The 22552-nt window shown below is 61.5% G+C and carries 16 protein-coding genes; 11 read left to right on the forward strand and 5 right to left on the reverse strand.

All coding sequences use genetic code 11. The features are described 5' to 3' along the window. Positions 1–4: 4 nt before the first annotated feature. Positions 5–808: a 2,5-didehydrogluconate reductase DkgB gene (gene dkgB, locus ACIP8I_RS03205; protein ID WP_400758626.1), complete on the reverse strand. Its 804-nt coding sequence runs from the start codon at positions 806–808 to the stop codon at positions 5–7. Between the two features lie 320 nt (positions 809–1128). Here dkgB and ACIP8I_RS03210 point away from each other — a divergent pair, with 320 nt between their 5' ends. The 3 genes from ACIP8I_RS03210 (at position 1129) to ACIP8I_RS03220 (ending at position 4235) form a co-directional block, all read left to right on the forward strand. Then, complete coding sequence (locus ACIP8I_RS03210; RefSeq protein WP_400758628.1) at positions 1129–1995, forward strand: pirin family protein; 867 nt, start codon at positions 1129–1131, stop codon at positions 1993–1995. A 260-nt stretch (positions 1996–2255) separates the two neighbouring features. After that, positions 2256–3698 (forward strand): mechanosensitive ion channel domain-containing protein, encoded by a 1443-nt coding sequence (locus ACIP8I_RS03215; RefSeq protein ID WP_007968281.1) that lies wholly within the window; start codon positions 2256–2258, stop codon positions 3696–3698. Between the two features lie 96 nt (positions 3699–3794). Beyond that, positions 3795–4235 carry a carboxymuconolactone decarboxylase family protein gene (locus ACIP8I_RS03220; RefSeq protein WP_007968280.1) on the forward strand — a complete coding sequence of 147 codons (441 nt, stop codon included), beginning with the start codon at positions 3795–3797 and terminating at the stop codon, positions 4233–4235. 145 nt (positions 4236–4380) lie between these two features. On the opposite strand, the gene ACIP8I_RS03225 is transcribed toward ACIP8I_RS03220, so the two are convergent. From ACIP8I_RS03225 to ACIP8I_RS03235, 3 genes are all read right to left on the reverse strand, one after another. After that, positions 4381–5973, reverse strand: a complete 1593-nt coding sequence (locus tag ACIP8I_RS03225) for a DHA2 family efflux MFS transporter permease subunit (protein WP_400758630.1) — start codon at positions 5971–5973, stop codon at positions 4381–4383. Beyond that, positions 5970–7091, reverse strand: coding sequence for an HlyD family secretion protein (locus ACIP8I_RS03230; protein ID WP_400758632.1), 1122 nt, complete (start codon positions 7089–7091; stop codon positions 5970–5972). The genes ACIP8I_RS03225 and ACIP8I_RS03230 overlap by 4 nt, the downstream gene beginning before the upstream one ends. A gap of 97 nt (positions 7092–7188) precedes the next feature. Beyond that, positions 7189–7953, reverse strand: a complete 765-nt coding sequence (locus ACIP8I_RS03235; protein ID WP_400758634.1) for an AraC family transcriptional regulator — start codon at positions 7951–7953, stop codon at positions 7189–7191. A gap of 98 nt (positions 7954–8051) precedes the next feature. Here ACIP8I_RS03235 and ACIP8I_RS03240 point away from each other — a divergent pair, with 98 nt between their 5' ends. From ACIP8I_RS03240 to ACIP8I_RS03255, 4 genes are all read left to right on the forward strand, one after another. Continuing rightward, positions 8052–9185, forward strand: a complete 1134-nt coding sequence (locus tag ACIP8I_RS03240; protein WP_400758636.1) for an MFS transporter — start codon at positions 8052–8054, stop codon at positions 9183–9185. 108 nt (positions 9186–9293) lie between these two features. Continuing rightward, positions 9294–11021, forward strand: coding sequence for a ShlB/FhaC/HecB family hemolysin secretion/activation protein (locus ACIP8I_RS03245; RefSeq protein WP_400758638.1), 1728 nt, complete (start codon positions 9294–9296; stop codon positions 11019–11021). A gap of 113 nt (positions 11022–11134) precedes the next feature. Beyond that, positions 11135–15604: a hemagglutinin repeat-containing protein gene (locus ACIP8I_RS03250; RefSeq protein WP_400758640.1), complete on the forward strand. Its 4470-nt coding sequence runs from the start codon at positions 11135–11137 to the stop codon at positions 15602–15604. A gap of 335 nt (positions 15605–15939) precedes the next feature. After that, complete coding sequence (locus ACIP8I_RS03255; protein ID WP_400758642.1) at positions 15940–16320, forward strand: hypothetical protein; 381 nt, start codon at positions 15940–15942, stop codon at positions 16318–16320. A 177-nt stretch (positions 16321–16497) separates the two neighbouring features. Here ACIP8I_RS03255 and nhaA read toward each other — a convergent pair whose 3' ends face one another. Further along, positions 16498–17700 carry a Na+/H+ antiporter NhaA gene (gene nhaA, locus ACIP8I_RS03260; RefSeq protein WP_400758644.1) on the reverse strand — a complete coding sequence of 401 codons (1203 nt, stop codon included), beginning with the start codon at positions 17698–17700 and terminating at the stop codon, positions 16498–16500. A gap of 224 nt (positions 17701–17924) precedes the next feature. Between nhaA and ACIP8I_RS03265 the strand changes: the two genes are divergently transcribed. From ACIP8I_RS03265 to ACIP8I_RS03280, 4 genes are all read left to right on the forward strand, one after another. Further along, positions 17925–18302: a c-type cytochrome gene (locus ACIP8I_RS03265; RefSeq protein WP_400758646.1), complete on the forward strand. Its 378-nt coding sequence runs from the start codon at positions 17925–17927 to the stop codon at positions 18300–18302. A gap of 94 nt (positions 18303–18396) precedes the next feature. Next, the gene (locus ACIP8I_RS03270; RefSeq protein ID WP_400758647.1) at positions 18397–18897 is read left to right on the forward strand and encodes a sigma-70 family RNA polymerase sigma factor; all 501 of its coding nucleotides are present in this window, start codon (positions 18397–18399) and stop codon (positions 18895–18897) included. A gap of 40 nt (positions 18898–18937) precedes the next feature. Beyond that, the gene (locus ACIP8I_RS03275; RefSeq protein ID WP_400758649.1) at positions 18938–19921 is read left to right on the forward strand and encodes a FecR family protein; all 984 of its coding nucleotides are present in this window, start codon (positions 18938–18940) and stop codon (positions 19919–19921) included. 98 nt (positions 19922–20019) lie between these two features. Continuing rightward, on the forward strand, positions 20020–22443 hold the full coding sequence (locus tag ACIP8I_RS03280) for a TonB-dependent siderophore receptor (protein WP_400758650.1): 2424 nt from the start codon (positions 20020–20022) through the stop codon (positions 22441–22443). The last annotated feature ends 109 nt before the right edge of the window (positions 22444–22552 follow it).

Raw genomic sequence — 22552 nt, forward strand, 5'->3', positions numbered from 1 at the left:
GCGATCAATCCCACTGCGGGGCGATGCCTTTCGGGCTGGTCAGACGATGGCCACGCTCCAGACCGGCGATCAGCGCCATATCGGGTTCGCTCAGGGTCAGCGTCGTGGCGCCGAGGTTGCTTTGCAGGTTGGCACGTTTGGTCGACGATGGAATCACCGCGTAACCCGACTGCATCGCCCAGGCCAGGGTGACTTGCGCCGGCGTCGCTTGCAGACGTTCAGCAATCTGCCGGATCACCGGATCCTTCAGCACTTCGCCATAGGCGAGGGTCATGTAGGAGGTGATCTGAATGCCCTGGCTGCGGGCGAACTCGACCACTTTGCGGTTTTGCAGGTACGGGTGCAGCTCGATCTGGTTGGTGGCGATGTGGTCTGCACCGACCGCTGCGATGGCTTGCTGCATCAGCTCGATGGTGAAGTTGGACACCCCGATCTGCCGGGTCAGGCCCAGACGCTTGGCTTCGAGCAGCGCCCCCATGAATTCGCCGACCGGCACTTGATCTTCCGGCGACGGCCAGTGGATCAGCGTCAGGTCGAGATAGTCGGTCTGCAACTTCTGCAGGCTTTCCTTGAGGCTCTCGATCAGACGATCCTTGGCGAAGTTGGCGATCCAGATCTTGCTGGTGATGAACAGCTCTTCACGAGCAATGCCGCTGGCGGCGATGGCTTGACCGACCTCGGCTTCGTTCTCGTAGATCTGCGCGGTGTCGATGGCGCGGTAACCGAGTTCAAGGCCGGTGCGCACCGAATCGATGACCACCTGACCTTGCAGGCGAAACGTACCCAGACCAAAAGCGGGAACAGACATTGATGACTCCAGGGTTGCAGTGGGAATGGGCAGGAGTATCCGCGTCTGTGTCCTTGAGAAAAACCGCTGGTGGGGCAAAGCACTGTTGAGCAGAAGTCATGAATCTTGTAGGAGCTGCGGCACGCTGCGATCTTTTGATTTAAACAACAAGATCAAAAGATCGCAGCGTGCCGCAGCTCCTACAGGGGTTGTGAATCGCTCGGGAAGGGCGCATCACTGTTCTGCAGATGGAACACTGAAGCTGGTTTTTGCCGTCTAGTCCTCCAGCTGTCATGGATTTAAGCTTAATCCATTGCGTCACCCACCTTTTGGAGGCAACCATGAAAAACATCATCGGTATCTACACCAGCCCTCGCGGCCATTGGGTCGGCGATGGCTTCCCGGTGCGCACCCTGTTTTCCTACGACAATCTGGGCAAACACATCAGCCCGTTCCTGCTGCTCGATCACGCCGGCCCGGCCGAATTCACCCCGACTACCGAGCGGCGTGGTGTCGGCCAGCATCCGCACCGTGGTTTCGAAACGGTGACCATCGTTTACGACGGCGAGGTGCAGCACCGCGACTCCACCGGCAGCGGCGGCACCATCGGTCCCGGCGACGTGCAATGGATGACGGCTGCATCCGGGATCCTGCATGAAGAGTTTCACTCGGATAACTTCGCCAGAACCGGCGGCAAGCTGGAGATGGTGCAGTTGTGGGTCAACCTGCCGGCCAAGGACAAAATGGCTGCGCCCGGCTACCAGACCATTCTTGACGGCGATATTCCCAATATCGCGCTGAGGGACGATGCCGGCCGGCTGCGGCTGATCGCTGGTGAGTTCGATGGGCATAAAGGCCCGTCGCACACTTTCACGCCGATCGACGTCTGGGACCTGCGGCTGAATGCCGGCAAGTTGCTGACGCTCGATCTGCACGAAGGGCGCAACACCGCGCTGGTGCTGTTGAAAGGTTCGGTGCAGATCAACGGCGTGGAAACCGCGGGTGTCGGGCAGTTGGTGCTGTTCGAGCGCGACGGTCGTCAGTTGACCCTTGAGGCCAGTGAGGACGCAGTGGTGCTGCTGCTCAGCGGCGAGCCGATCGACGAACCGATTGTCGGCCATGGCCCGTTCGTGATGAACACCGAGCAGGAAATTCATCAGGCATTCGCCGACTTCCAGTCCGGGCGGTTTGGCCAGATGCACGGCTGATTGGCCTTTGTGGGAGCGGGCACTGCAGCGAGCCACAAATCCCAACCCAGACCCTGATCCCCTGTGGGAGCGGGCTTGCCCGCGAAAGCGTACGGTCAGTCGATGCTTATTTGGCTGACCCACCGCCTTCGCGGGCAAGCCCGCTCCCACATTGGTTTCCGGGTGTTTTTGCGCGGGCGTTCATCCGCTGAAATCAATTACTCCTACACTTGCCCAATCTGTGCGATCTTCTCGCGATTGGGCCCTGTCGGAGTGCTTTGATGTTGTCTTTTTTGACCGAACATCCGTTGTTTTGCGCGTTGATCCTGATCCTCCTCGATCTGGGCCTGTGGCGCCTGATCAGTTCCCGTGGCAGCGAGTGGAAGCTATTGGTGCGGGTGCTGATTTTCAGCCTGTTCAGCGTGCTGTTGTTCAACGAAGGCCTCAATCCGATGGAGCCGGCGCCATGGGCTGACAACGTGCCGTTGCACCTGGCGGCGACCGGCTTGCAGATCGGCTGGTGGCTGTTCGGCGCGCGCACCCTGACCGTGCTGATCGGCGCGGTGATGATGCAGCGCGTCGGGCACACCGGGCGGCTGTTGCAGGATCTGCTTGGTGCGGTAATTTTCCTGATCGCCATTATCGCGGCGCTGGCCTACGTGCTGGATCTGCCGGTCAAAGGTGTGCTGGCGACGTCCGGGGCCCTGGCGATCATCGTCGGTCTGGCGTTGCAGAGCACCCTCAGCGACGTATTCTCGGGGATCGTGCTCAACACCACCAAGCCCTATCAGATCGATGACTGGATCTCGATCGACGGCACCGAAGGCCGGGTCATCGACATCGACTGGCGCGCCACGCGTCTGCAGACCAGCCAGGGCAGCATGGCGGTGATTCCCAACTCGCTGGCGGCCAAGGCCAAGATCATCAACTTCAGCCGACCGAGCAACATGTTCGGGGTGGCCGTCAGCGTCCAGGTCAGCCCGCACGCGCGTCCGAATACGGTGATCGATGCGCTGGAGCGGGCGATGCAGGGTTGCCGCCCGCTGCTGGACAATCCCTCGCCGAGTGTCGCGCTGAAAAGCTCCGGTAGCGCCGGCGCGGAATATGAAATCAGCGGTTTCGTCTCGTCGATGGATCAGAAGCGCTCGGTGCGTAATCAGCTGTTCGATCTGGCTTACCGGCATCTGCAGGCATCCGGGGTCAATCTGTTGTCGAGTGTCGAACCGATCGTGGCCGGCAACCTCTCGCGGCCACGGGCGCTGCTCGACAGTTCGCCGATTTTCTCCACCCTGCGCCAGGAAGAGAAAGACACCTTCAGCCAGAACATGACCCTGCAAACCTTCCGTGCCGGCGAGACGATTCTCGAGGCCGGGGAGGTCAGTGATCATTTGTTCATCATCGAATCGGGTGTGGTCACCGTGACCTTGACCCGCCATGGCAGCCCGTTCGAATCCGGGCGCATGGGGCCGGGGGAGGTGATCGGCGAGGCCGGCATCCTCTCCGATTCGTCAGTGCCGGCGACCTTCGCGGCGAAAACCTTCTGCGCGCTGTATCGCATCGAGAAGACCTACCTGAAGCCGTGTCTGGATGCCCGCCACGACATCAACGAGGCGATGAAAGCCTTACTCGATTATCGTCTGCACAAGGCCCAGACCCTGACGCAGGACGTGCCGGTCGTGGTGGCGAAAACCGGGTTCCTGCACTGGTTGCGCAATCGCGTGTGACGGGTGGTCTACTCGTCTTCCGGGAGATTGGCTATTTGTCCGGGGCAGTGGCGGGACTACCTTAGTCACACATTCACTGGCCCCGGAAATTCAATCATGAAAGCTCGTACCGATTTCTACACCGCTTCTCCAGACGCCCTGAAAGCGATGATCGCCCTGGAGACCGCGGTCTCGAAACTGCCGCTGGAAAAGACTCTGGTGGAACTGGTCAAGCTGCGCGCTTCGCAAATCAACGGCTGCGCGTTCTGCATCGACATGCACACCGCTGATGCAATCAAGGGCGGCGAAACTCCGCGCCGGCTGTTCGCCGTCACCGCGTGGCGTGAAGCGCCATTCTTCACCGAGCGTGAACGTGCGGCGCTGCTGTGGACCGAATCGCTGACCCAACTGAGCCTGACTCACGCCCCGGACGAAGACTACGACATCGTCGCGGCGCAATTCACGCCCAAGGAAATGGTCGACCTGAGCGTGGCGATCAGCACCATCAACAGCTGGAACCGTCTGGCCGTGGGTTTCCGCAAAACCCCGCAGCTCTAAGCCGCAACACATCACCCCTAACCCCTGTAGGAGCTGCCGCAGGCTGCGATCTTTTGACTTTGATTTTTTAAAAACCAGATCAAAAGATCGCAGCCTCGTTTCACCCGGCAGCTCCTACAGGGGCCGGTCGTTTTGGAAGTCTGGATCAATGCGCATCCGCACTCGGCGCGGCTGGTGGTTGCACCTTGCGCATCAAGGGCACCATCGCCGTGGCGATGATGAAGCACAGCATGATCATCAAGAAGGTATCGCCGTAGGTCTGGGTCTGTGCCTCGCGGTAGGTCAGCAGCCACAGCTGACGCAGGCCGGCGGTGGCGCCGACATCACCGCTCTGACCCAGTGTCGCCAGGTTGCCACCGACCTGCGTCAGCCACTGATTCATCGCCTCGTTGCTGCTGTTCAGATGTTCTGCCAACCGGGTGAAGTGCAGGTTGGTGCGGTCATTGAGAATGGTCGCGCACGCGGCAATCCCGATAGCTCCGCCCAGATTGCGCATCAGGTTGAACAGCCCCGAAGCGTGCTTCAAGCGTGCCGGTGCCAAGCCGCCCAACGTCAGTGTCACCGCCGGTGGCACCGCCAGTTGCTGGGCGATCCCGCGCAGCGCTTGCGGCAGCAGCAACTGACCGGCGCCCCAGTCGTGAGTGATCGGACTGAATTCCCACATCGACACGGCAAACAGGCCCAGCCCGATCATCATGATCCAGCGCAGATCCATGCGATTGGCGAGAAAGGCGTACAGCGGAATCGCCATGATCTGGAACACCCCGGTGGAAAAAACCGCCAGACCAATGTCCAGCGCGCTGTAGCCACGCACCCGTCCGAGAAACAGCGGGGTCAGGTAAATCGTTGCGAACAGGCCGATCCCGGTGACAAAGGAAAAGAAACAGCCCAGGGCAAAGTTGCGATCCTTGAGCGCGCGCAGATCGACGATCGGATTGGCCACGTGCAAGGTGCGCCCGATGAAGGCCAGACCCGCCAGACCGCTGATCCATGCCGTGGTCAGGATCGTTTGATCGCTGAACCAGTTCCAGCGCGGGCCTTCTTCGAGGGTGTATTCCAGGCAGCCGAGAAACAGCGCGAGAAATACCATGCTCAGGTAGTCCGCGCCCTTGAGCAGCGCCAGTTCCGGCTGGTCGATCTTCACCAGCATCGGCACCGCCACCGCGACGAAAATCCCCGGCACCAGGTTGATGTAGAACAGCCAGTGCCACGAGGAAATGTCGGTGATCCAGCCGCCGATCACCGGCCCCAATGTCGGCGCCAGCGACGCCACGGCACCGATGGTCGCGGCGGCGATCACCCGCTGTTTGCCGCTGAAGAAAAAGAACGCGGTGGTGAACACCAGCGGAATCATCGAGCCGCCGAGAAAGCCTTGCAGCGCACGAAAGACGATCATGCTCTGGATGTTCCAGGCCACGCCGCAGAGCAGACTGGCCAGGGTGAAACCGACCGCCGAGGCGCAGAACAGCCAGCGCGTGGAGAACACCCGCGACAGCCAGCCGGACAGCGGAATCACGATGATTTCGGCGATCAGGTAACTGGTCTGCACCCACGCGGTTTCGTCGGTGCCGGCCGAGAGCCCGCCGCCGATGTCACGCAGCGAGGCCGAGACGATCTGGATGTCCAGCAGCGCAATGAACATGCCGATGCACATGGTGGCGAAGGCGAAGACCTTGGTCGCGGTGGCCATGTCGGCGGCGTTGAACGGTTGCGCCGCGGCGGTGAGGGCGGTGCTCATGGCGCGACGGCCACGGCGCTGGTTTGAGTTGACGCGCGGGTGTCGACTTCAGCGGTGACCGACAGCCCCGGCCGCAGATGGCCGAGCACGCCGTCAGCCGGATCGAGCAGAATTCGCACTGGCACCCGCTGGACGATTTTGGTGAAGTTGCCGGTGGCGTTCTCCGGTGGCAGCACGCTGAATTGCGAGCCGGTGGCGGGGGCGAGGCTGTCGAGGCGGCCATGGAATTCCTGGCCGGAGAGCACGTCGGCGCGGATGCTCACCCGTTGCCCGGGTTGCATCCGCGCCAGCTGGTCTTCCTTGAAATTGGCATCCACCCACAGACCGCTGGCCGGTACCACCGACAACTGCTGCGAACCCGCCTGGGCATAGGCGCCGACCCGCGCGCGGCGGTTGCCGATCACCCCGTCGACCGGCGCGCGCAGTTCGGTGTAGCCGAGGTTCAATTGGGCCAGATCACGCTCGGCCCTGGCTTGTTGCAGGGCGGCGCGGGCCTGTTGTTTCTGGGTGTCGATCACCGCCAGTTGGCGCTGGGCGGCGAGCAATTCGGCTTGGGCGCGGGCACTCAGGGCCTGGGCGGTCTTGAAGGTGGCGTCGGCGCGTTGGGCACTTTCCACCGACACGGCATTGGTGCTGACCAGGCGTTTGTAGCGCGCATTGTCATCCCGCGAGCGGGCGGTTTCGGCACCGGCGGCATCGATGCCGGCGCGGGCCTGGCCGATCACCGCTTGCTGCAGTTGTTCAGTGGCGTCGAGGTTGGCCAGCAGAGCTTCTTCAGCGGCAACCGCGCCTTCGGCTTTGGCGAGGTTGGCGCGATAGTCGCGTGCGTCGAGGCGGATCAGCACGTCGCCGGCCTTCACCGATTGGTTGTCGCTGACCAGCACTTCTTCGATGTAGCCGGCGACTTTCGGCCCGATCACCGTGACGTCGCCACCGATGTAGGCATCGTCGGTCTCTTCGAGAAAACGCCCGGTACCCCACCAGTGCGCGGCGTACACACCGACCACCACTAGAGCAATCAGGCCCACGCCGGGCAGCAACAGGCGTTTGCGCAGCGGCGGTTTGGCGGTGGGGAGCGCAGCAGACAGGTCGGGCTCAAGGGTGGGCATGCTGGTCATGGCGTAATACCTGCGCAAATCAAGTCGTTATTACGGCTGTAATATGACGTGAGTAATATTTTGTGGCAATTGAATTTTTGTGCCGATCGTCAGTTGCTTATTTGAGCCACTGGCCGGGCGTGGTGCCGCTCATGGATTTGAAGAAAGCGATGAACGCACTGTCGCTGGCGAAGCCCAGTGCGTAGCCGCAGTAACTGAGGCTGCGCCCGGTGGCGAGCAACTCCATGGCGCGCATCAGCCGCCACTGCTGGCGCCATTGCTGGTAGCTCATGCCGGTTTCCCGCTGGAAGATCCGCCCGATGGTGCGGCTGCTGGCGCCGATCTGCTGCTCCAGCGCTTGCAGTTCCGGCGGCAGTTGCTCGGGTGTCGACAGCAACGGGGCCAGGCGTTTGTCCCGGGGCAGGGGCAGCAGCATCGGTTGCTGAGCGGCTTCCCGAATTTCGCTCAGGCACAGGCCCAGCAGATGAAACAGTCTGCCGTGCTGCCAGTCGCTGTCGAAATCAGCCTGCGCCATCGGCTCCAGCACTGCTCGCAGCAAGGGACTGACTTCAATCACGCACACCTGCTGCGGCAATTCGCGGCACAGCTCGGGCACGAGCCAGATCGAGCGGTAATCGACGCTGTGCTGCATCACCGCGCGATGGCTGACACCGCCGGGAATCCACGCCGCCCGCGACGGCGGCAGCAGGCACAACTGCTGCGCGAGGGTGATGCGTGTGCAGCCTTGCCGGGTGTAGAGCAATTGCCCGCGCTGATGGCTGTGCAGGCCGGAGTCGTGATCGCCGAGGGTGGAGGCGATGCCGATGACCGGCGCGCTGAAGTGATCAGGGTCGAAGGATACGTGGGCGTCGAGCCAGGCCATGTTTTGTCCGATTTCAACGATAAATTGGCAAGGCTCGGATAATACGTCAGTCCAGACTTTTTAGACTCCTCGGCGTTTTCACATGAGGAGTCAACATTATGAACAACCGACATTTATTGCTGCTGGCGATTGCCCTGCTGATGTTTCCGCAGATCGCCCAGACCCTCTACAGCCCGGCGCTCGGCGATATCGGCCGAGCGTTCGGCGTCGGGCCGCAGGTGGCTGCGCAGACCTTGTCGGTGTATTTCCTGGCGTTCGCCTTTGGCGTGGTGACCTGGGGGCGAGTGTCTGACCGCATCGGCCGGCGCCCTTCGATGCTTGCCGGTCTGGCGCTCTACATGCTGGCCTGCGTCATCGGCTTGAGTGCGCGTAGTTTCAACACATTGTTGATGGCCCAGGCGTTGGCAGCATTTGGCGCGGCGGTCGGTTCGGTGGTCACCCAGACACTGTTGCGCGACCGCTTTCAAGGCGCGGAACTGGCGCAGGTGTTTTCCCTGGTGGGCATGGCGCTGGCAGCCAGCCCGGCAATTGGCTTGTTCAGCGGCGCAGGGTTGGTGGAAGTTTTCGGTTATCGCGGGGTACTCGCGGCTTTGCTGCTGATCGCCGTGGCGCTATGGTCATGGAGTTGGTGCGCTTTACCCGAAACCCGCACGACCGCACCGGCCTCGGCGGGGCTGCTGGAAACCCTCGCGCGCATGCTCGGTGATCTCGACATCTGGCGTTCGGCACTGTGGATCGCCCTGTTCAACGTGGCGCTGTTCAGCTATTACAGCCTTGGTCCGTTCCTGTTCGAACGGCTTGGCTTGAGTGGCGCGGAGTTCGGCTACAGCGGCGTAATTCTGGCGTTGGGCTCAGGGTTTGGAGCATGGCTCAACCAGCGCTTGCTGCGCCGCGGTTGTCACGCGCTGCAACTGATTCGCCTCGCCGCAGTCATCGGCTTGCTCGGTGGGCTGGGTGTGTGGCTGATGCAGGACAGTGGCGCGTTCGTGCTGGCGATGTTGCTGGTGGTACTGGCCTTCGGCATGGCGATTCCGAATATTCTTGGTTCGGCATTGGCCAATTACAGCGACCGATTGGGCACCGCCGGAGCACTTCTGGGACTGATTTATTACCTGCTGATCGGCGCGGGACTGATGCTCGCCGGTTGGACCCAGGCCCTCGGGGAAACCCTGATAGCGTGCAACGGCGTGGCGTTGCTGCTGACAATCAAGGCTGATAAATCAATTGTTTAAGAAATGTAAGCAGCGTAGGAAGCGTCTTGCTTTTGCGTAGGAAGGCTCTGACTATCACTCGCATTGATGGGGTGGCATTAAGCCATTTTATGATTGCAAGGATGTTGCGTGCCGTATTCGCTTCGCGCTGTTTTTCGTCGTCGTTCCACGGGTTGCCCGCTGTTGTCGGCCATTGTGTTGAGTGTGTGTGCCTCCTCGATTCAAGCGGCTGACCCTGTTGCGCCGGGCCAGGAAGTGCTGCGCCAGCAGCAACAGCAACAGCGCGATCTGCAACAACTGCAACTGGAACAACGCAAGCGCCAACTGGAGCGCGGTGCGTTCGGCCCGGCGCCGGTCACCCCGGCGATGCCGCAAACCGTCACGCCTGATGAGCGCTGCTGGCCGCTAAGTGGCACGCGCATTGGTGGTGTCACCCTGTTCGACAGCGACAAACTCAACGCGCGGATCAAACCGCTGCTGGCGCCGTGCATGGGTGTCGGCCAGATCAATCATCTGCTGGCGACCATCACCGCGATCTACGTCGAGCAAGGCTACATCGCCAGCCGCCCGTACCTGTTGAGCGCGCCAGCGGCGGGGCAGTCGCTGGACATCATGATCGACGAGGGCTACATCGAGTCCATCGAACTGGCCGATCAGAGCCTGCCCGTTTCTCTGGGCGGCGCATTCCCGCACATGCTCGGCCAGCCGCTGAACCTGCGCGATCTGGAGCAGGGCCTTGATCAACTGAACCGCTTGCGTTCGATTGACCTGACCGCCGACATCGCCCCCGGCAGCCAGCCCGGCGCCTCGCGCATCATCCTGCGTTCGCGCACCTCGGGCCAGTCGCGCTGGGCGTTGGGCCTGGGCATGGACAACCTCGGCAGCGCCAGCACCGGGCGTGATCGCGATACCGTCAGCCTGAGCTTCGACAGCCCGTTGCAACTCAACGATCTGTTGAGCCTCAGTGCCAGCGACACGTTGAATCAGGGTGACCGCTACAGTCGCAACGCCAGCCTGTATTACGCGATTCCCTACGGCTACTGGACCTACAGCGCGTTCGCCAGCCATGCCGAATATCGCGCGCCGTTCAAACTGCCCAGCGCGACCTTGTACAGCACCGGCATCACCGATCAATTGAGCCTGCGCGCCGACCGCGTGTTGTGGCGCGACCAGAGCCGCCAGCTCAGCGCCAACCTGCAACTGGCGCACAAGGACGTCGACAGCTATCTGGAAAATGTCCGCCTGGGCATTCAAAGCCCGACCCTGACCGTGGCAGAAGCCGGGCTCAATCTGTTCTGGCTCGACCGCGCGGTGTGGAACCTCGACTTCACCTATTCGCAAGGCCTGCGCTGGCTGGGCGCCGATGACGACGCCAACCACGCGGTCAGCAACCTGCCCAAAGCGCAGTTTCGCAAGTACCGCGCCGGCCTCAGCCAGTGGCGCAACGGCCAGTTCGGCGCGCAAGCGTGGCAGTGGCAGAGCCAGCTCAATCTGCAATACAGCCCCGACCCGTTGCCGGCCATCGAGCAACTGCTCGGCACTGACGATTCGGCGGTGCGCGGTTATCGGGTCAGCAGCGCATCCGGTGCCAGCGGCGCGATCTGGCGCAACACGCTACGTCTGCCGCTGCGTACCGACTGGCCGCTGCAGATCACCCCGCGCGTGGGCCTGGACAATGGCTGGCTAAAGGCCGACCACGGTGCTCAAGGCCAACGACTGAGCGGCGCCAGTGTCGGGCTGAACCTGGGCTGGAAGAATCTGCAAGTGGACGTCGATTACCAACGCGCCCTCAACACCCCCAACGGTTTGCAGCACGAGCCAGAGACCTGGCTGATGCGTGTGGGGTTGCAGATATGAGCAGCACCGAAACTCATCAAGCAGTGAACAGACAGCCGTCGGATCTGAGCGCGACAGCCACGGCCAAGACCAAATCGCGCGCCGTGATGCCGTACTTACATGGAGACGTTTTTATGCCAGCACACACCTTTGCATTCCATCTTTCTCCTCGGGGCAAACTGCGCTGGGCGATCGCCAGCCTGTTCTTCGCCGTGCACCTGCCCAGCGCCATTGCCGGCGGTGTGGTGGTCGCGCCCGGCCCCGGCGGCACCGCGCAATTGCAGACCCAGGGCGGCGTGCCCATCGTCAATATCGTCGCGCCCAACGGCTCGGGCCTGTCGCACAACCAGTTCCTCGACTACAACGTCGACCGTCAGGGCCTGGTGCTGAACAACGCCTTGCAGGCCGGGCAATCGCAGCTCGCCGGGCAACTGGCGGCCAACCCGCAATTGCAGGGGCAGGCGGCGAGCGTGATCCTCAACGAGGTGATCAGCCGCAACCCGTCGGCGATCAATGGCGCTCAGGAAATCTTCGGCCGCGCCGCCGATTACGTACTGGCCAACCCCAACGGCATTTCGGTGAACGGCGGCAGTTTCATCAATACGCCGAACGCCAGTCTGCTGGTCGGTCGTCCGGAGTTGAACGACGGCAAACTGCAAGCCTTGAACACCCGCGACGCCAGCGGTCAGTTGCAGATCCAGAGTGGTGGCCTGCGTAACGCCGAAGGTTCGGTCAACCTGATCGCCCCGCGTATCGACAGCCAGGGCCGCATCGATGCCCGCGATCAACTGAACCTCACGGTCGGACGCAATCAGGTGGATTACGCCAGCGGTCAGGTCAACGCCGTGGATCCGGCGGGCAACACGAAAGATCAACGCATCGACGCCAGCCTGTTCGGCGCGATGCAGGCCGGGCGCATCAACATCGTCAGCACTGCCGAAGGCGCGGGCGTGCGTGTGGGTGCGGTGCAAGTGGCCGGGCGTGATGGCGTGCAGATTCGCTCGGCTGGCGACCTGAGTGTCAGCGGTGAAGCGATCCCCAACAGCCTCGAAGTGACGCGTGCCGGCATTCGCAGCAGTCAGGGCGATGTCGGCCTGCACAGCGGCAACGACCTGACGCTGGCGGCCACCGACGTCAATGGTCGCGACGTCAGCGTCAATGCCAAGCGCAACCTGACCTTGAGCACCGTCGAAAGCCGCAAGCTTCAGGAAAAACGCGAAAACTGGAGCAACAGCACCATCGGCATCACCTGGGAAACCTACGATCGCACCCAGACCGACAGTGAAATTCGCCAGCACGGCAGCCAGATCGTCGCCAACCGTAACGCCAAATTGTCCTCCGGCAAAGACACCGAACTCAAAGCGGCCAAGGTTGAAGCGGCGAAAAATCTCGATGTGCAAAGCGGCGGCGATCTGCGCCTGAGCGCAGCCACCGAAAGCCACACCCAGACCGATCAGGGCAACCATCGCAAGCATCTGTGGAAGGCCGACTGGAACAACAGCAGCGAAGAGCAGCGCAGCATCGGCAGTCAGTTGAAGGGCGGCAACATCGCTCTGCAGACCGCCGCGTTGTTGCGTGCCGAAGGCGCCGAACTGAACAGCGCCGGCGATGTGAAACTGGCGGGCAAGCAAGTGGACGTCACCACGGCCACCCGCACCAGTCGCAGCAATAACAACAGTTATTCCGGCGACCTGGTCGGCGGCGGATTCTTCGGCAAGACCGGTGACGCCGACAAGGGCCAGACCCGGCATCAGGGCAGCAAAATCAACGCGGCCGGCAAACTGCTGGTCAAGGCTGACGACGTGCGCATCAGCGGCAGCCAGGTCCGTGGCGGCACCGAGGCCAGCGTGATCAGCGATCAGGGTTCGCTGGTGATCGACGGTGTGCAGGACACTTCGCACAGCAACAACCACGACAAGGACAGCAAGTTCTTCGGCATCACCAAGGACGAGTCGCGGCAGAACGCCAGGGACAGCACCACGGTGCGCAGCGAGCTGGTTTCCGACAGCAACCTCAAACTCAAGAGCGCCAAGGACATCGAAGTGGCCGGCTCCACGGTCAAGGCTGGCGGCGCGCTGACGGCGGACGCTGCCGGTGATGTGAACGTGCATTCCACGCAGAACACCCACGACAGCAGCTCGACCACCGAGACCCGTGGCTTCGATGCCTACGCCAAAGAGCAAACGCCGGAGCAATACCGCGCCGGGGTGCACTACGAAGACAAGCAGCAGACCGTTACCCGCAACGACGTCAACCAGCAAGGCTCGAGTCTCAGCGGCGGCAGCGTGCAGGTGAAAGCGGGCGGCGATCTGACGATCAAGGGCGGTGAGGTCAAATCCACTGCTGGCGACACCACGCTGAGCGGCAAGAACGTGTCGTTGCTGGCCGAACAGGACAGCCACAAAACCTCATCCGACACCTCCAGTACCGGCGGCGGTTTCTACTACACCGGCGGCCTCGACCGTGCCGGCAGTGGCGTCGATTTTGCCCACAGCACCACGCAAGACAGCAGCAGCAAAACCACCGCGCAAACCACCCACGTGCAAAGCAGCGGCAGCCTGAACATCAATGCCGACAAACTGCTGACCGAAGGCGCGCAGGTCAAGGCTGGCAACGGTCTGAACGTTGCGGCCAACGAGATCGACAACCGCGCTGCCAGCAACACCGAAAGCAGCACGCACAACCAGAGCAACTGGTCGGCGGACATCGGCGCCAACGTCGAGTACAAGGACATCGCCCGCCCGATTGCCGGTGCGGTCAAGGATGCGCTTAACGGCAAGGTGCCGGACAAGGAAGCCCTGAGCAATCTCGGCCAGCCGAACGTAGGTATCGACGTGGCGATCGGTCACGGCAGCGCCGACAAGACCGAGCAGAACAGCAACGCCGTGGTCAGCCGTTTCGACGGTGGCAGCGTCGATATGAAAACCGCCGGCACCCTGCGCGACCAAGGCACCCAGTACAACGCCAGCAATGGCGGGGTAAACATCAGCGCTGACAAACTGGTTGCCGATGCCGCGAGCAACACTCACAGCAGCACTGATAACTCAGTGGATGCCAAGGTCGACGTACGCGTTTACACCAAGACCGGCGAGGACGTGAACGTCGCTGGCAGCGGTGCCGGTGGCAACAGCTACAGCAGCAAGGACAGCAGCACCGCAGTGGTCGGCGGTTATGCCGGCAGCCAAGGCGTGAACATCAAAGTGAGCGGTGACGCGCAGTTCGCCGGCAGCCGTTTCGACGGCGGGCAGGGCGGTGTGAGCATCAAGACTGGCGGCGATCTGGCGCTGAATCAGGCCAATGACCACCAGAGCAGCAGCGACTCCAGCCTGCGCGGCAACGGTTCGCTGACGGTCGGCACCTTGCCGGGCACCGACGGCACCAACGTCGACCTCGGCGCCGGGTTCCAGCTCGATCACAGCGGCAAGCAGACCACTGACACCCAGGCTCACGTCGCGAGCATCAACGGCAACGGCCCGGTGCAATTGAGCAGCGGCGGCAATCAGGTTCAGCAAGGCACGCAGATCGACAGCGCCGGCGCTATCGATCTGCACGCTGACGGCAAGCTTGATCTGCAGGCGGCCACCGCTACGCACACCGCGACCGGCAGCAATCTCGGCGGCGGTTTGAAGGGCGGCGGCAGCAAATCCAGCAGCGAGAAGAGTCGCGATCAGGGCGGTAATCTGAGCGGCAACTTCAACATAGGCCGCATCAACGAAAACTCGCAGACGTTGACTGGTGGCCAGCTCAACAGCCAGAGCAACGTCGCGTTGAGCGGTGACGCGGTGCACCTGCAAGGCACGCAAGTCAGCGCGCCGAACGTCAGCATCGATGCGCAGAAGGGCGGTTTGGTTCAGGAGTCGGCGCAGTCTACCGAGAGCCGCAACAACTGGAACGTTGCACTGAATGCCGGCGGCAACCTGAGCAGCAAGACCCCGACCGCAGCCGATGAAGAGGCCAGCAGTGACCACGGCTTCAACGCCGGAGCGAAGGTTGGCGTCGATTACCTGCAAAGCACCACCCAGCAAAACAGCCAGATCAAGGCTGACAGCGTGGTGCTGAATAGTGCCGGTGATGCACAGCTGTCGGGTGCGCGGATCGACGCGAACACTGTCAGTGGCAAGGTAGCGGGTGATCTCACTCTCGACAGCCGTCAGGACTCGAAGACGCAAGCCAAGGTCGATGTCGATCTGGGCCTGACCGCGAAGAAGAACCCACCGAGCGACAAGGAAAAACTCGCTGGCACCGACTACAAACCGACGCTGAAAGCGCAGGGCGAATACGCGCACAAGGACAGCGTGGCGCAGGCGTCCGGCATCAGTGGCAATCAGGGTGTGAACCTTGTGGTGGGCGGCGCAACGCAGCTGACTGGCGCGCGGATCTCATCGACTGAAGGCAAGGTGGATCTGGGCGGTTCGAAGGTCGGTAGCAGCGATCTGGTCAACCGTGACTACGGAGTGAAAGCCGGATTGGACCTGCCGCAGAAAACCGAGGAGAACGCACCAAAGGTGTCGTTCGATAACGGCAATCTGAAAGTCGGTCCGGTGACCCTGAGCGGCCATCTGGACAGCCAGTCCCTGCAGGCCGGGATCGACGAAAAAGGCTGAGCATCACCGCTGTAAAAACTGTGGGAGCGGGCTTGCTAGCGAAGGCGGAGATTCAGTCGAAAAATTAGCTGACTGAATTGACGCCTTCGCGAGCAAGCCCGCTCGTTTTGATCTGTCGTATTACCGTGAAGATAGTCGCTGCGCAACCATCGCAGGCAAATACGCAGGTCGAATATATAGATCGAAAATGAATAGTCGTCATAGCAAAGAGTTTTAAGAAACTGTCATTTATAACAGTTGTGAGAGCTTCCTTGAAAACTGAAGATCAGGTTCCGGCACTTCCAGTCAGGTTGGTTTCGTCCCGGCATCCAACAAGTCATCAAGGAGATACAAAAATGAGCGATATCACTTTTCCAGGCGCCATTAACGGCATTATTAGTTGCCGTTCGACTCCACAGAACGGTGTGAAGGTTAAAGTAGGTCCGCTGCCAGGCGTACAGATCGGGGCGGTATTGAAACTGGACTGGCAGGGATACGGCGATCAAGCGGGCGAGCAACCCATTCCCGGTACACAGACTTCGCTCAATCACTTTATCACCGAGAGTGACATCGCCAATGGTGTTGAGAAAACCATTTATGATTGGTCAGCGCATATCAAGCCCATTAAAAATGGATCGGCGCGTGTCACCTATACGATCAATGGTGGCGGGGGGAAAAATGCACTGGTCCAGGTACGATTGTTGAATGCTGCAGGGCAGTCATGCGACGAAGTTTGAGGTGTACAAAGGCTGAGATTTGCACAGCAGGCGGGATCTGTCGCTAGTGCAATGTATTAATGTCACTGAAGGATCCAGAGCTGTTGGGTCGCAACAGTTCCAGATCGCGTAGCTCGGCTGCTCCTAAAGAGCCTCAGTCTCAGTCAACGCCAGTTGACTGAGACGACTTGCTGAAGGTCAGCTCGACGCCTTCGCCTTACCCGCCTTCATCAGCACGACCACCGCCAGCAGCGCGGACAGGATCGAACCCAGCAACACGCCGACCTTCACCGAATCGACCAGATGCGGCGCGCCCGGGAAGGCCAGTGCGCCAATGAACAGGCTCATGGTGAAACCAATCCCGCAGAGCAGGGCGACGCCGTACAGTTGCAGCCAGCTCGCGCCTTGCGGCAGTTGCGCCAGACCACTGCGAATTGCCAATGCGCCGAGGCCGAGGATGCCGATCTGCTTGCCGAACAACAGGCCCAGCGCGACGCCCAGCGGCACCGGCTCGAGCAGGTTGCTCGGAGCAATGCCGGTCAACGACACACCTGCGTTGGCGAAGCCGAAAATCGGCACCACGGCGAACGCCACCCACGGATGCATTTTTTCTTCGAGGTAGAGCAGCGGCGAGTTGTGCTCGTCTTCGGGATTTCCCAGCGGAATGCACAGGGCCAGAATCACCCCGGCGAGGGTCGCGTGGATCCCCGATTGCAGCATGAAGAACCACAGGAAGGCGCCGGCGATCAGGTATGGCCAAAGTTTTCTGACACCGCAGCGGTTGAGGATCACCAGCAGTGCAATCACTGCCAACGAGGCCAGCAGCATGCTCACCGACAGGCCGCTGGTGTAGAAAATCGCGATGATCACCACTGCGCCCAGGTCATCGAGGATGGCCAGCGCCGAGAGGAAGATCTTCAGCGAAACCGGTACCCGTTTGCCCAGCAGAGACAGCACGCCCAAGGCAAAAGCAATGTCGGTGGCGGCAGGAATCGCCCAACCGCTGAGGGTCTGCGGATTGCCCCAGTTGATCGCGACGTAGATCAGGGCCGGGACCAGCATCCCGCCCAAAGCGGCGAAACCCGGCAGCGCGCGCTGGCCCCAGGTCGATAGCTGACCAGCGAGCATCTCGCGCTTGATCTCCAGGCCTACCAGCATGAAGAAGATCGCCATCAGGCCATCATTCACCCAATGCTCGATCGACAGACCGGCGATCTTGACGTGCAAAGTCGAGAAGTATGTGGCCGCCCAAGGCGAGTTGGCGACCAGCAGCGCGGCCAGGGCAGCGGCCATCAGAATCAGGCCACCGGCGGATTCGGCGGCGAAAAATCGGGAAAGAAAGGCCAAGGCAGAGGGCGAGTCCTGACGGGCAGTCTGCAGGCGTGACGGATCGTGGCTCATAGGCACAGCAACTCCGCGCGGCGGCCCGACCTGCGCTGAATTAAACCTGCCCTGCCGCGTTGTTGCGGTGGCACCCGGGCGGCATTTTACACAATAGGCGGGACGGCTGCGAAAATCTCGACGACGTGGGTCGCTGCCTGGCAATTTCTCGATACGTGGAAATTGGCTTCCTGATGTGTGATTAGCTGTGCGCCGTCCGTTTCAGCTTCTGACCCTCTAGAAAAATGAAAACTACCCTCATCGCCTTATTCGCTTTGTTATCAGTCATTCAGACCTCCGTGTCCGTGGCAGAAAATGCCAACGGCAAAAATCTTTATGTCCAGCGCTGTGCTGTGTGCCACGGCGCCGACATCAAGGCAACCGGGCCATTGGCCAATAAAAGCAATCCGCCGACACCTGACCTGACAACAGCCACCTTCAAGAAACGCCTGAAGGATTATCCGGGCGTCATCGTGTCCTCGATCATCCTTCGCCCGAATGGCAATCTGATTCCGAAAACCTTGCGGGATAACGGCGTGAAGATCGCGCCGCATGCCTGGAGTGTTCAGGATTTTCGCGATCTGCATCAATACATGAGTGAGGTGATTGCAAAATCACGCTGATCCCGGGATCAGCGGCGGGCTCGGCTCCAAGGAATGAATTGCCGGGCTTAATAGGAAGCATTACTATTCACGCCCCTTTCCACCGCACGCTGCCATGAATCCCATGCTGCCCCGCAGACCCGGCTTTTTCGAGCATTACGAAGAGTTGATCGGCACCTGGACCCGGCGCCTGCGCAATCGTGCGCAGGCCGAGGATCTGACGCACGACACCTTTGTGCGGGTGCTTGAATCCGATTCGGCAGCAGTGCAGCAGCCACGGGCGTATCTGCACCAGACCGCACGCAACATTGCGGTCGATGGTTATCGGCGTGAGGATCGGCGGGAAGCCATGGAGTCGCAGGCGATCGATCACAGTGTGTCGTCCACCGGCGACCCGGAGCATTACATGCAGGCGATCCAGTTGGCCGACTCCATCGAACGGGCGCTGCAGGAACTGCCGCTCAACTGCCGGAAGATTTTCGTCTGGCAGAAGATCGAAGGGCTGACCCAGGCGGAAATCGCCGAACGCCTCGGGCTGTCGAGGAACATGGTCGAAAAGTATATGATCCGCACCCTGCGCCACTTGCGCGATCGCCTTGACGGCATGCAGTCATGAGCGGTCGCCGCTTTTCATCCCCAGCCCGACAGGACATTCCATGATGGATACCCGTGATTGTGCGTGCGGGCAAACAACGGTGCGCGATGAAGCGGCACGCTGGTTTGTGCGTCTGCAGGAGCCGCTGATCAGCGCCGACGAACAGCAGCGTTTCGACGTCTGGCTGAACCAGCATCCGCAACACCGTGACGAATTCCAGCTGCTGCAGGGCCTGTGGACGGCGGCGGATCTGCTGCCGGCGCCACGTCTCAAGTCCCTCGTCGAAACCCCGCCGGCCCGACGCGAACGTCGCCCACTGCTGCGTTATGCGGTGGCGGCCAGTGTGCTGGCGGTGGCGCTCGGCCTCGGTCTGTTCAGCGGTCTGAATCACCCGGACGGCTATAGCGCCGAGTTCGCGACGGCGCTGGGTGAGCGCAAACATGTGGCGCTGCCGGACGGATCGGTGATCGACCTGAACAGCCGCAGTCGTCTGCAGGTGCGTTATGAGAAGGATCGCCGGCTTATCGAACTGTCCGAAGGCGAGGCGATGTTCAGCGTTCAGCACGACACCGCGCGCCCGTTCGTGGTCGAGGCCGGCAGTGGCAAGGTCACGGTCACCGGCACCCGCTTCGATGTGCGCCGCGACGTCACGCAAACCCGGGTCGCGGTGGAGCAGGGCACGGTCAAGGTGCAGGGGCGCACTGCGCCGGACGACCAATTCATCAACCTGACCGCGGGCCTCGGCACACATGTCGATGCCGAAGGCAAAGTCGCTGCCGCCTATGCGGTCAACCCCGCTGAACTGACGGCGTGGCGTGGCGGCAAACTGGTGTTCAACAACGCCAGCCTCAGCGAAGTGGCGGCGGAAGTTTCGCGTTATCGCGACAAGCCGCTGAAGGTCAGCAACCCGACCGTCGCAAATCTGCGCCTGACCAGCGTGTTCAAATCCGATAACACCGACGCCTTGCTCAAGGCCTTGCCAAACATCCTGCCGGTGGCCGTTCGCACCCATGCCGATGGCAGTCAGGAAATAATTTCAAAATAAAATTCAGGTTTTTTTCGAGTTCATCGTCTTCCTGTTCAACTGCAACTGGTTTGCATTAACAGACGCACACTCTTGCGATCCACAGGACTACGTTCGACGTGAAAAACACCTCAGCCAACAACAAAAAATCCCCTTGGTTACCGCTGGCCCTGGCGCTGGCGGTCAACGGTGGCATGCCACTGGCGTATGCCGCCGACGCCATTCATATCCGCGCCCAGCCGCTGGGCCAGGCTCTGAGCGAACTGGGCCAGCAAACCTCGTTGCAGGTGTTTTTCAGCCCGGAACTGGTGGCCGGTAAACAGGCTCCCGCCGTCGATGGTGACATTTCCCCGGAGCAGGCTTTGCGCCAGTTGCTGCAGGGCAGTGGCCTGGATTATCAGATCAACGAAGGCTCGGTGACCCTGTCACCAGCGGCGACCTCCGCTGCCAACGGTCCATTGGAACTGGGCGTGACCGACATCAAGGTGGTCGGCGACTGGCTCGGCGATGCCGACGCCGCCGTGGTGCAGAACCATCCGGGTGCGCGCACGGTGATCCGCCGCGAAGCCATCGTCGAGCAGGGCGCGATGAACGTCAGTGACGTGCTCAAGCGTGTACCGGGCGTGCAGGTGCAGGACTCCAACGGCACCGGCGGCAGCGACATTGCGCTGAACGTCGGCGTGCGGGGCCTGACTTCGCGCCTGTCGCCACGCTCCACGGTGCTGATCGATGGCGTGCCCGCGGCGTTTGCGCCGTACGGCCAGCCACAACTGTCGATGGCGCCGATCTCCTCGGGCAACCTCGACAGCATCGACGTGGTTCGCGGCGCCGGATCCGTGCGTTACGGGCCGCAAAACGTCGGCGGGGTGATCAACTTCGTCACCCGCGCCATCCCGGAAAAAGCTACCGGGGAAATCGGCACCACCCTGGAAACCACCCGTTACGGCGGCTGGAAGCACATCGACACGGCGTTACTCGGCGGTACTGCCGATAACGGCATGGGCGTGGCGCTGCTGTACTCCGGGGTCAACGGCAACGGTTACCGCGAACGCAACAACGGCAACGACATCGACGACGTGCTGCTCAAGACCCATTGGGCGCCGACCGATCAGGATGATTTCAGCCTCAACTTCCATTACTACGACGCCAGCGCCGACATGCCCGGCGGCCTGACGCAGAAGCAGTACGACGACAAACCGTACGACTCGGTACGCGATTACGACAACTTCAGTGGCCGGCGCAAAGACGTGTCGTTCAAGTGGATCCGCCAGATCGACGAGCGTACTCAGGCGGAAATTCTGACCTACTACACCGACAGCTTTCGCGGCAGCACCATCGCCGCCCGCGACCAGAAAACCCTCAGCTCGTACCCGCGTTCCTACTACACCCTGGGTGTCGAGCCGCGGGTGTCGCGGGTGTTTGACGTCGGCCCGACCACGCAGGAAGTCAGTGTTGGTTATCGCTACCTGAAAGAAGCGATGCACGAGCAGTCGAGCCGTCTGGCGCTGGTCAACAATCAGCCGGTGGTCACCCCGACCTCTGACGGCCATGTGTTCCAGGACCGCACCGGTGGCACCGAGGCCAATTCGGTGTACGTCGACAACAAGGTCGACGTCGGCAACTGGACCATCACCCCCGGCATTCGCTTCGAGCACATCAGCACCGACTGGCATGACCGCGCCGTGCTCGACACCGCAGGCAAACGCGTGCCGGAGAAAAACCGCAGCATCGAAAGCAACGAACCGCTGCCGGCGCTGAGCGTGATGTATCACCTGTCGGACGCGTGGAAACTGTTCGCCAACTACGAAACTTCGTTCGGCAGCCTGCAGTATTTCCAGCTCGGCCAAGGCGGCTCGGGTGACCAGACCGCCAACGGCCTGGAACCTGAAAAAGCCAAGACCTACGAGATCGGCACGCGCTACAACGATGACGTGTGGGGCGGGGAAGTGACGTTGTTCTACATCGACTTCGATGACGAGTTGCAATACATCAGCAACGATGTCGGCTGGACCAACCTCGGCGCCACCAAGCACCAGGGCATCGAAGCATCGGTGCATTACGACATGGCCGCGCTTGATCCGCGCCTTGACGGGCTGACCGCCAACGCCGGTTTCACCTACACCCGCGCCACCTACGAAGGCGAGATTCCGGGCTTCAAGGGCCGTGATCTGCCATTCTATTCGCGGCAGGTGGCGACCGTGGGCTTGCGCTACGACGTCAACCGCTGGACCTACAACATCGACGGTTTCGCTCAATCGAAACAGCGCTCGCCGGGCACCGGGGTCAACGCCGATGGCAGCTTCAACGGCAATTACATCACCGAAGGCACGGCCGACGGGCAGTACGGCGACATCCCGGGGTACGTGACCTGGAACGTGCGCGGCGGGTATGACTTCGGGCCGCAGGTGTCGAACCTGAAGCTCGGCGCCGGGGTGAAAAATGTCTTCGACAAGCAGTATTTCACCCGTTCCAGCGACAACAATTCGGGGATGTATGTGGGCGCACCGCGCACGTTCTTTGTACAGGCCAGCGTCGGTTTTTGATGACGCCTGACCCTGTGGCGAGGGAGCTTGCTCCCGCTGGACTGCGCAGCAGGCCCGATTTTTTGGGGTCGCTTCGCAACCTGGCGGGAGCAAGCTCCCTCGCCACAAT

The organism is Pseudomonas sp. NPDC088414 (assembly GCF_044753325.1).
GTDB lineage: Bacteria > Pseudomonadota > Gammaproteobacteria > Pseudomonadales > Pseudomonadaceae > Aquipseudomonas.

Coding starts and splice junctions, on each gene's coding strand:
- dkgB (WP_400758626.1), bottom strand. CDS start 808: ATGTCTGTTCCCGCTTTTGGTCTGGGTACGTTTCGCCTGCAAGGTCAG.
- ACIP8I_RS03210 (WP_400758628.1), top strand. CDS start 1,129: ATGAAAAACATCATCGGTATCTACACCAGCCCTCGCGGCCATTGGGTC.
- ACIP8I_RS03215 (WP_007968281.1), top strand. CDS start 2,256: ATGTTGTCTTTTTTGACCGAACATCCGTTGTTTTGCGCGTTGATCCTG.
- ACIP8I_RS03220 (WP_007968280.1), top strand. CDS start 3,795: ATGAAAGCTCGTACCGATTTCTACACCGCTTCTCCAGACGCCCTGAAA.
- ACIP8I_RS03225 (WP_400758630.1), bottom strand. CDS start 5,973: ATGAGCACCGCCCTCACCGCCGCGGCGCAACCGTTCAACGCCGCCGAC.
- ACIP8I_RS03230 (WP_400758632.1), bottom strand. CDS start 7,091: ATGACCAGCATGCCCACCCTTGAGCCCGACCTGTCTGCTGCGCTCCCC.
- ACIP8I_RS03235 (WP_400758634.1), bottom strand. CDS start 7,953: ATGGCCTGGCTCGACGCCCACGTATCCTTCGACCCTGATCACTTCAGC.
- ACIP8I_RS03240 (WP_400758636.1), top strand. CDS start 8,052: ATGAACAACCGACATTTATTGCTGCTGGCGATTGCCCTGCTGATGTTT.
- ACIP8I_RS03250 (WP_400758640.1), top strand. CDS start 11,135: ATGCCAGCACACACCTTTGCATTCCATCTTTCTCCTCGGGGCAAACTG.
- ACIP8I_RS03255 (WP_400758642.1), top strand. CDS start 15,940: ATGAGCGATATCACTTTTCCAGGCGCCATTAACGGCATTATTAGTTGC.
- nhaA (WP_400758644.1), bottom strand. CDS start 17,700: ATGAGCCACGATCCGTCACGCCTGCAGACTGCCCGTCAGGACTCGCCC.
- ACIP8I_RS03265 (WP_400758646.1), top strand. CDS start 17,925: ATGAAAACTACCCTCATCGCCTTATTCGCTTTGTTATCAGTCATTCAG.
- ACIP8I_RS03270 (WP_400758647.1), top strand. CDS start 18,397: ATGAATCCCATGCTGCCCCGCAGACCCGGCTTTTTCGAGCATTACGAA.
- ACIP8I_RS03275 (WP_400758649.1), top strand. CDS start 18,938: ATGATGGATACCCGTGATTGTGCGTGCGGGCAAACAACGGTGCGCGAT.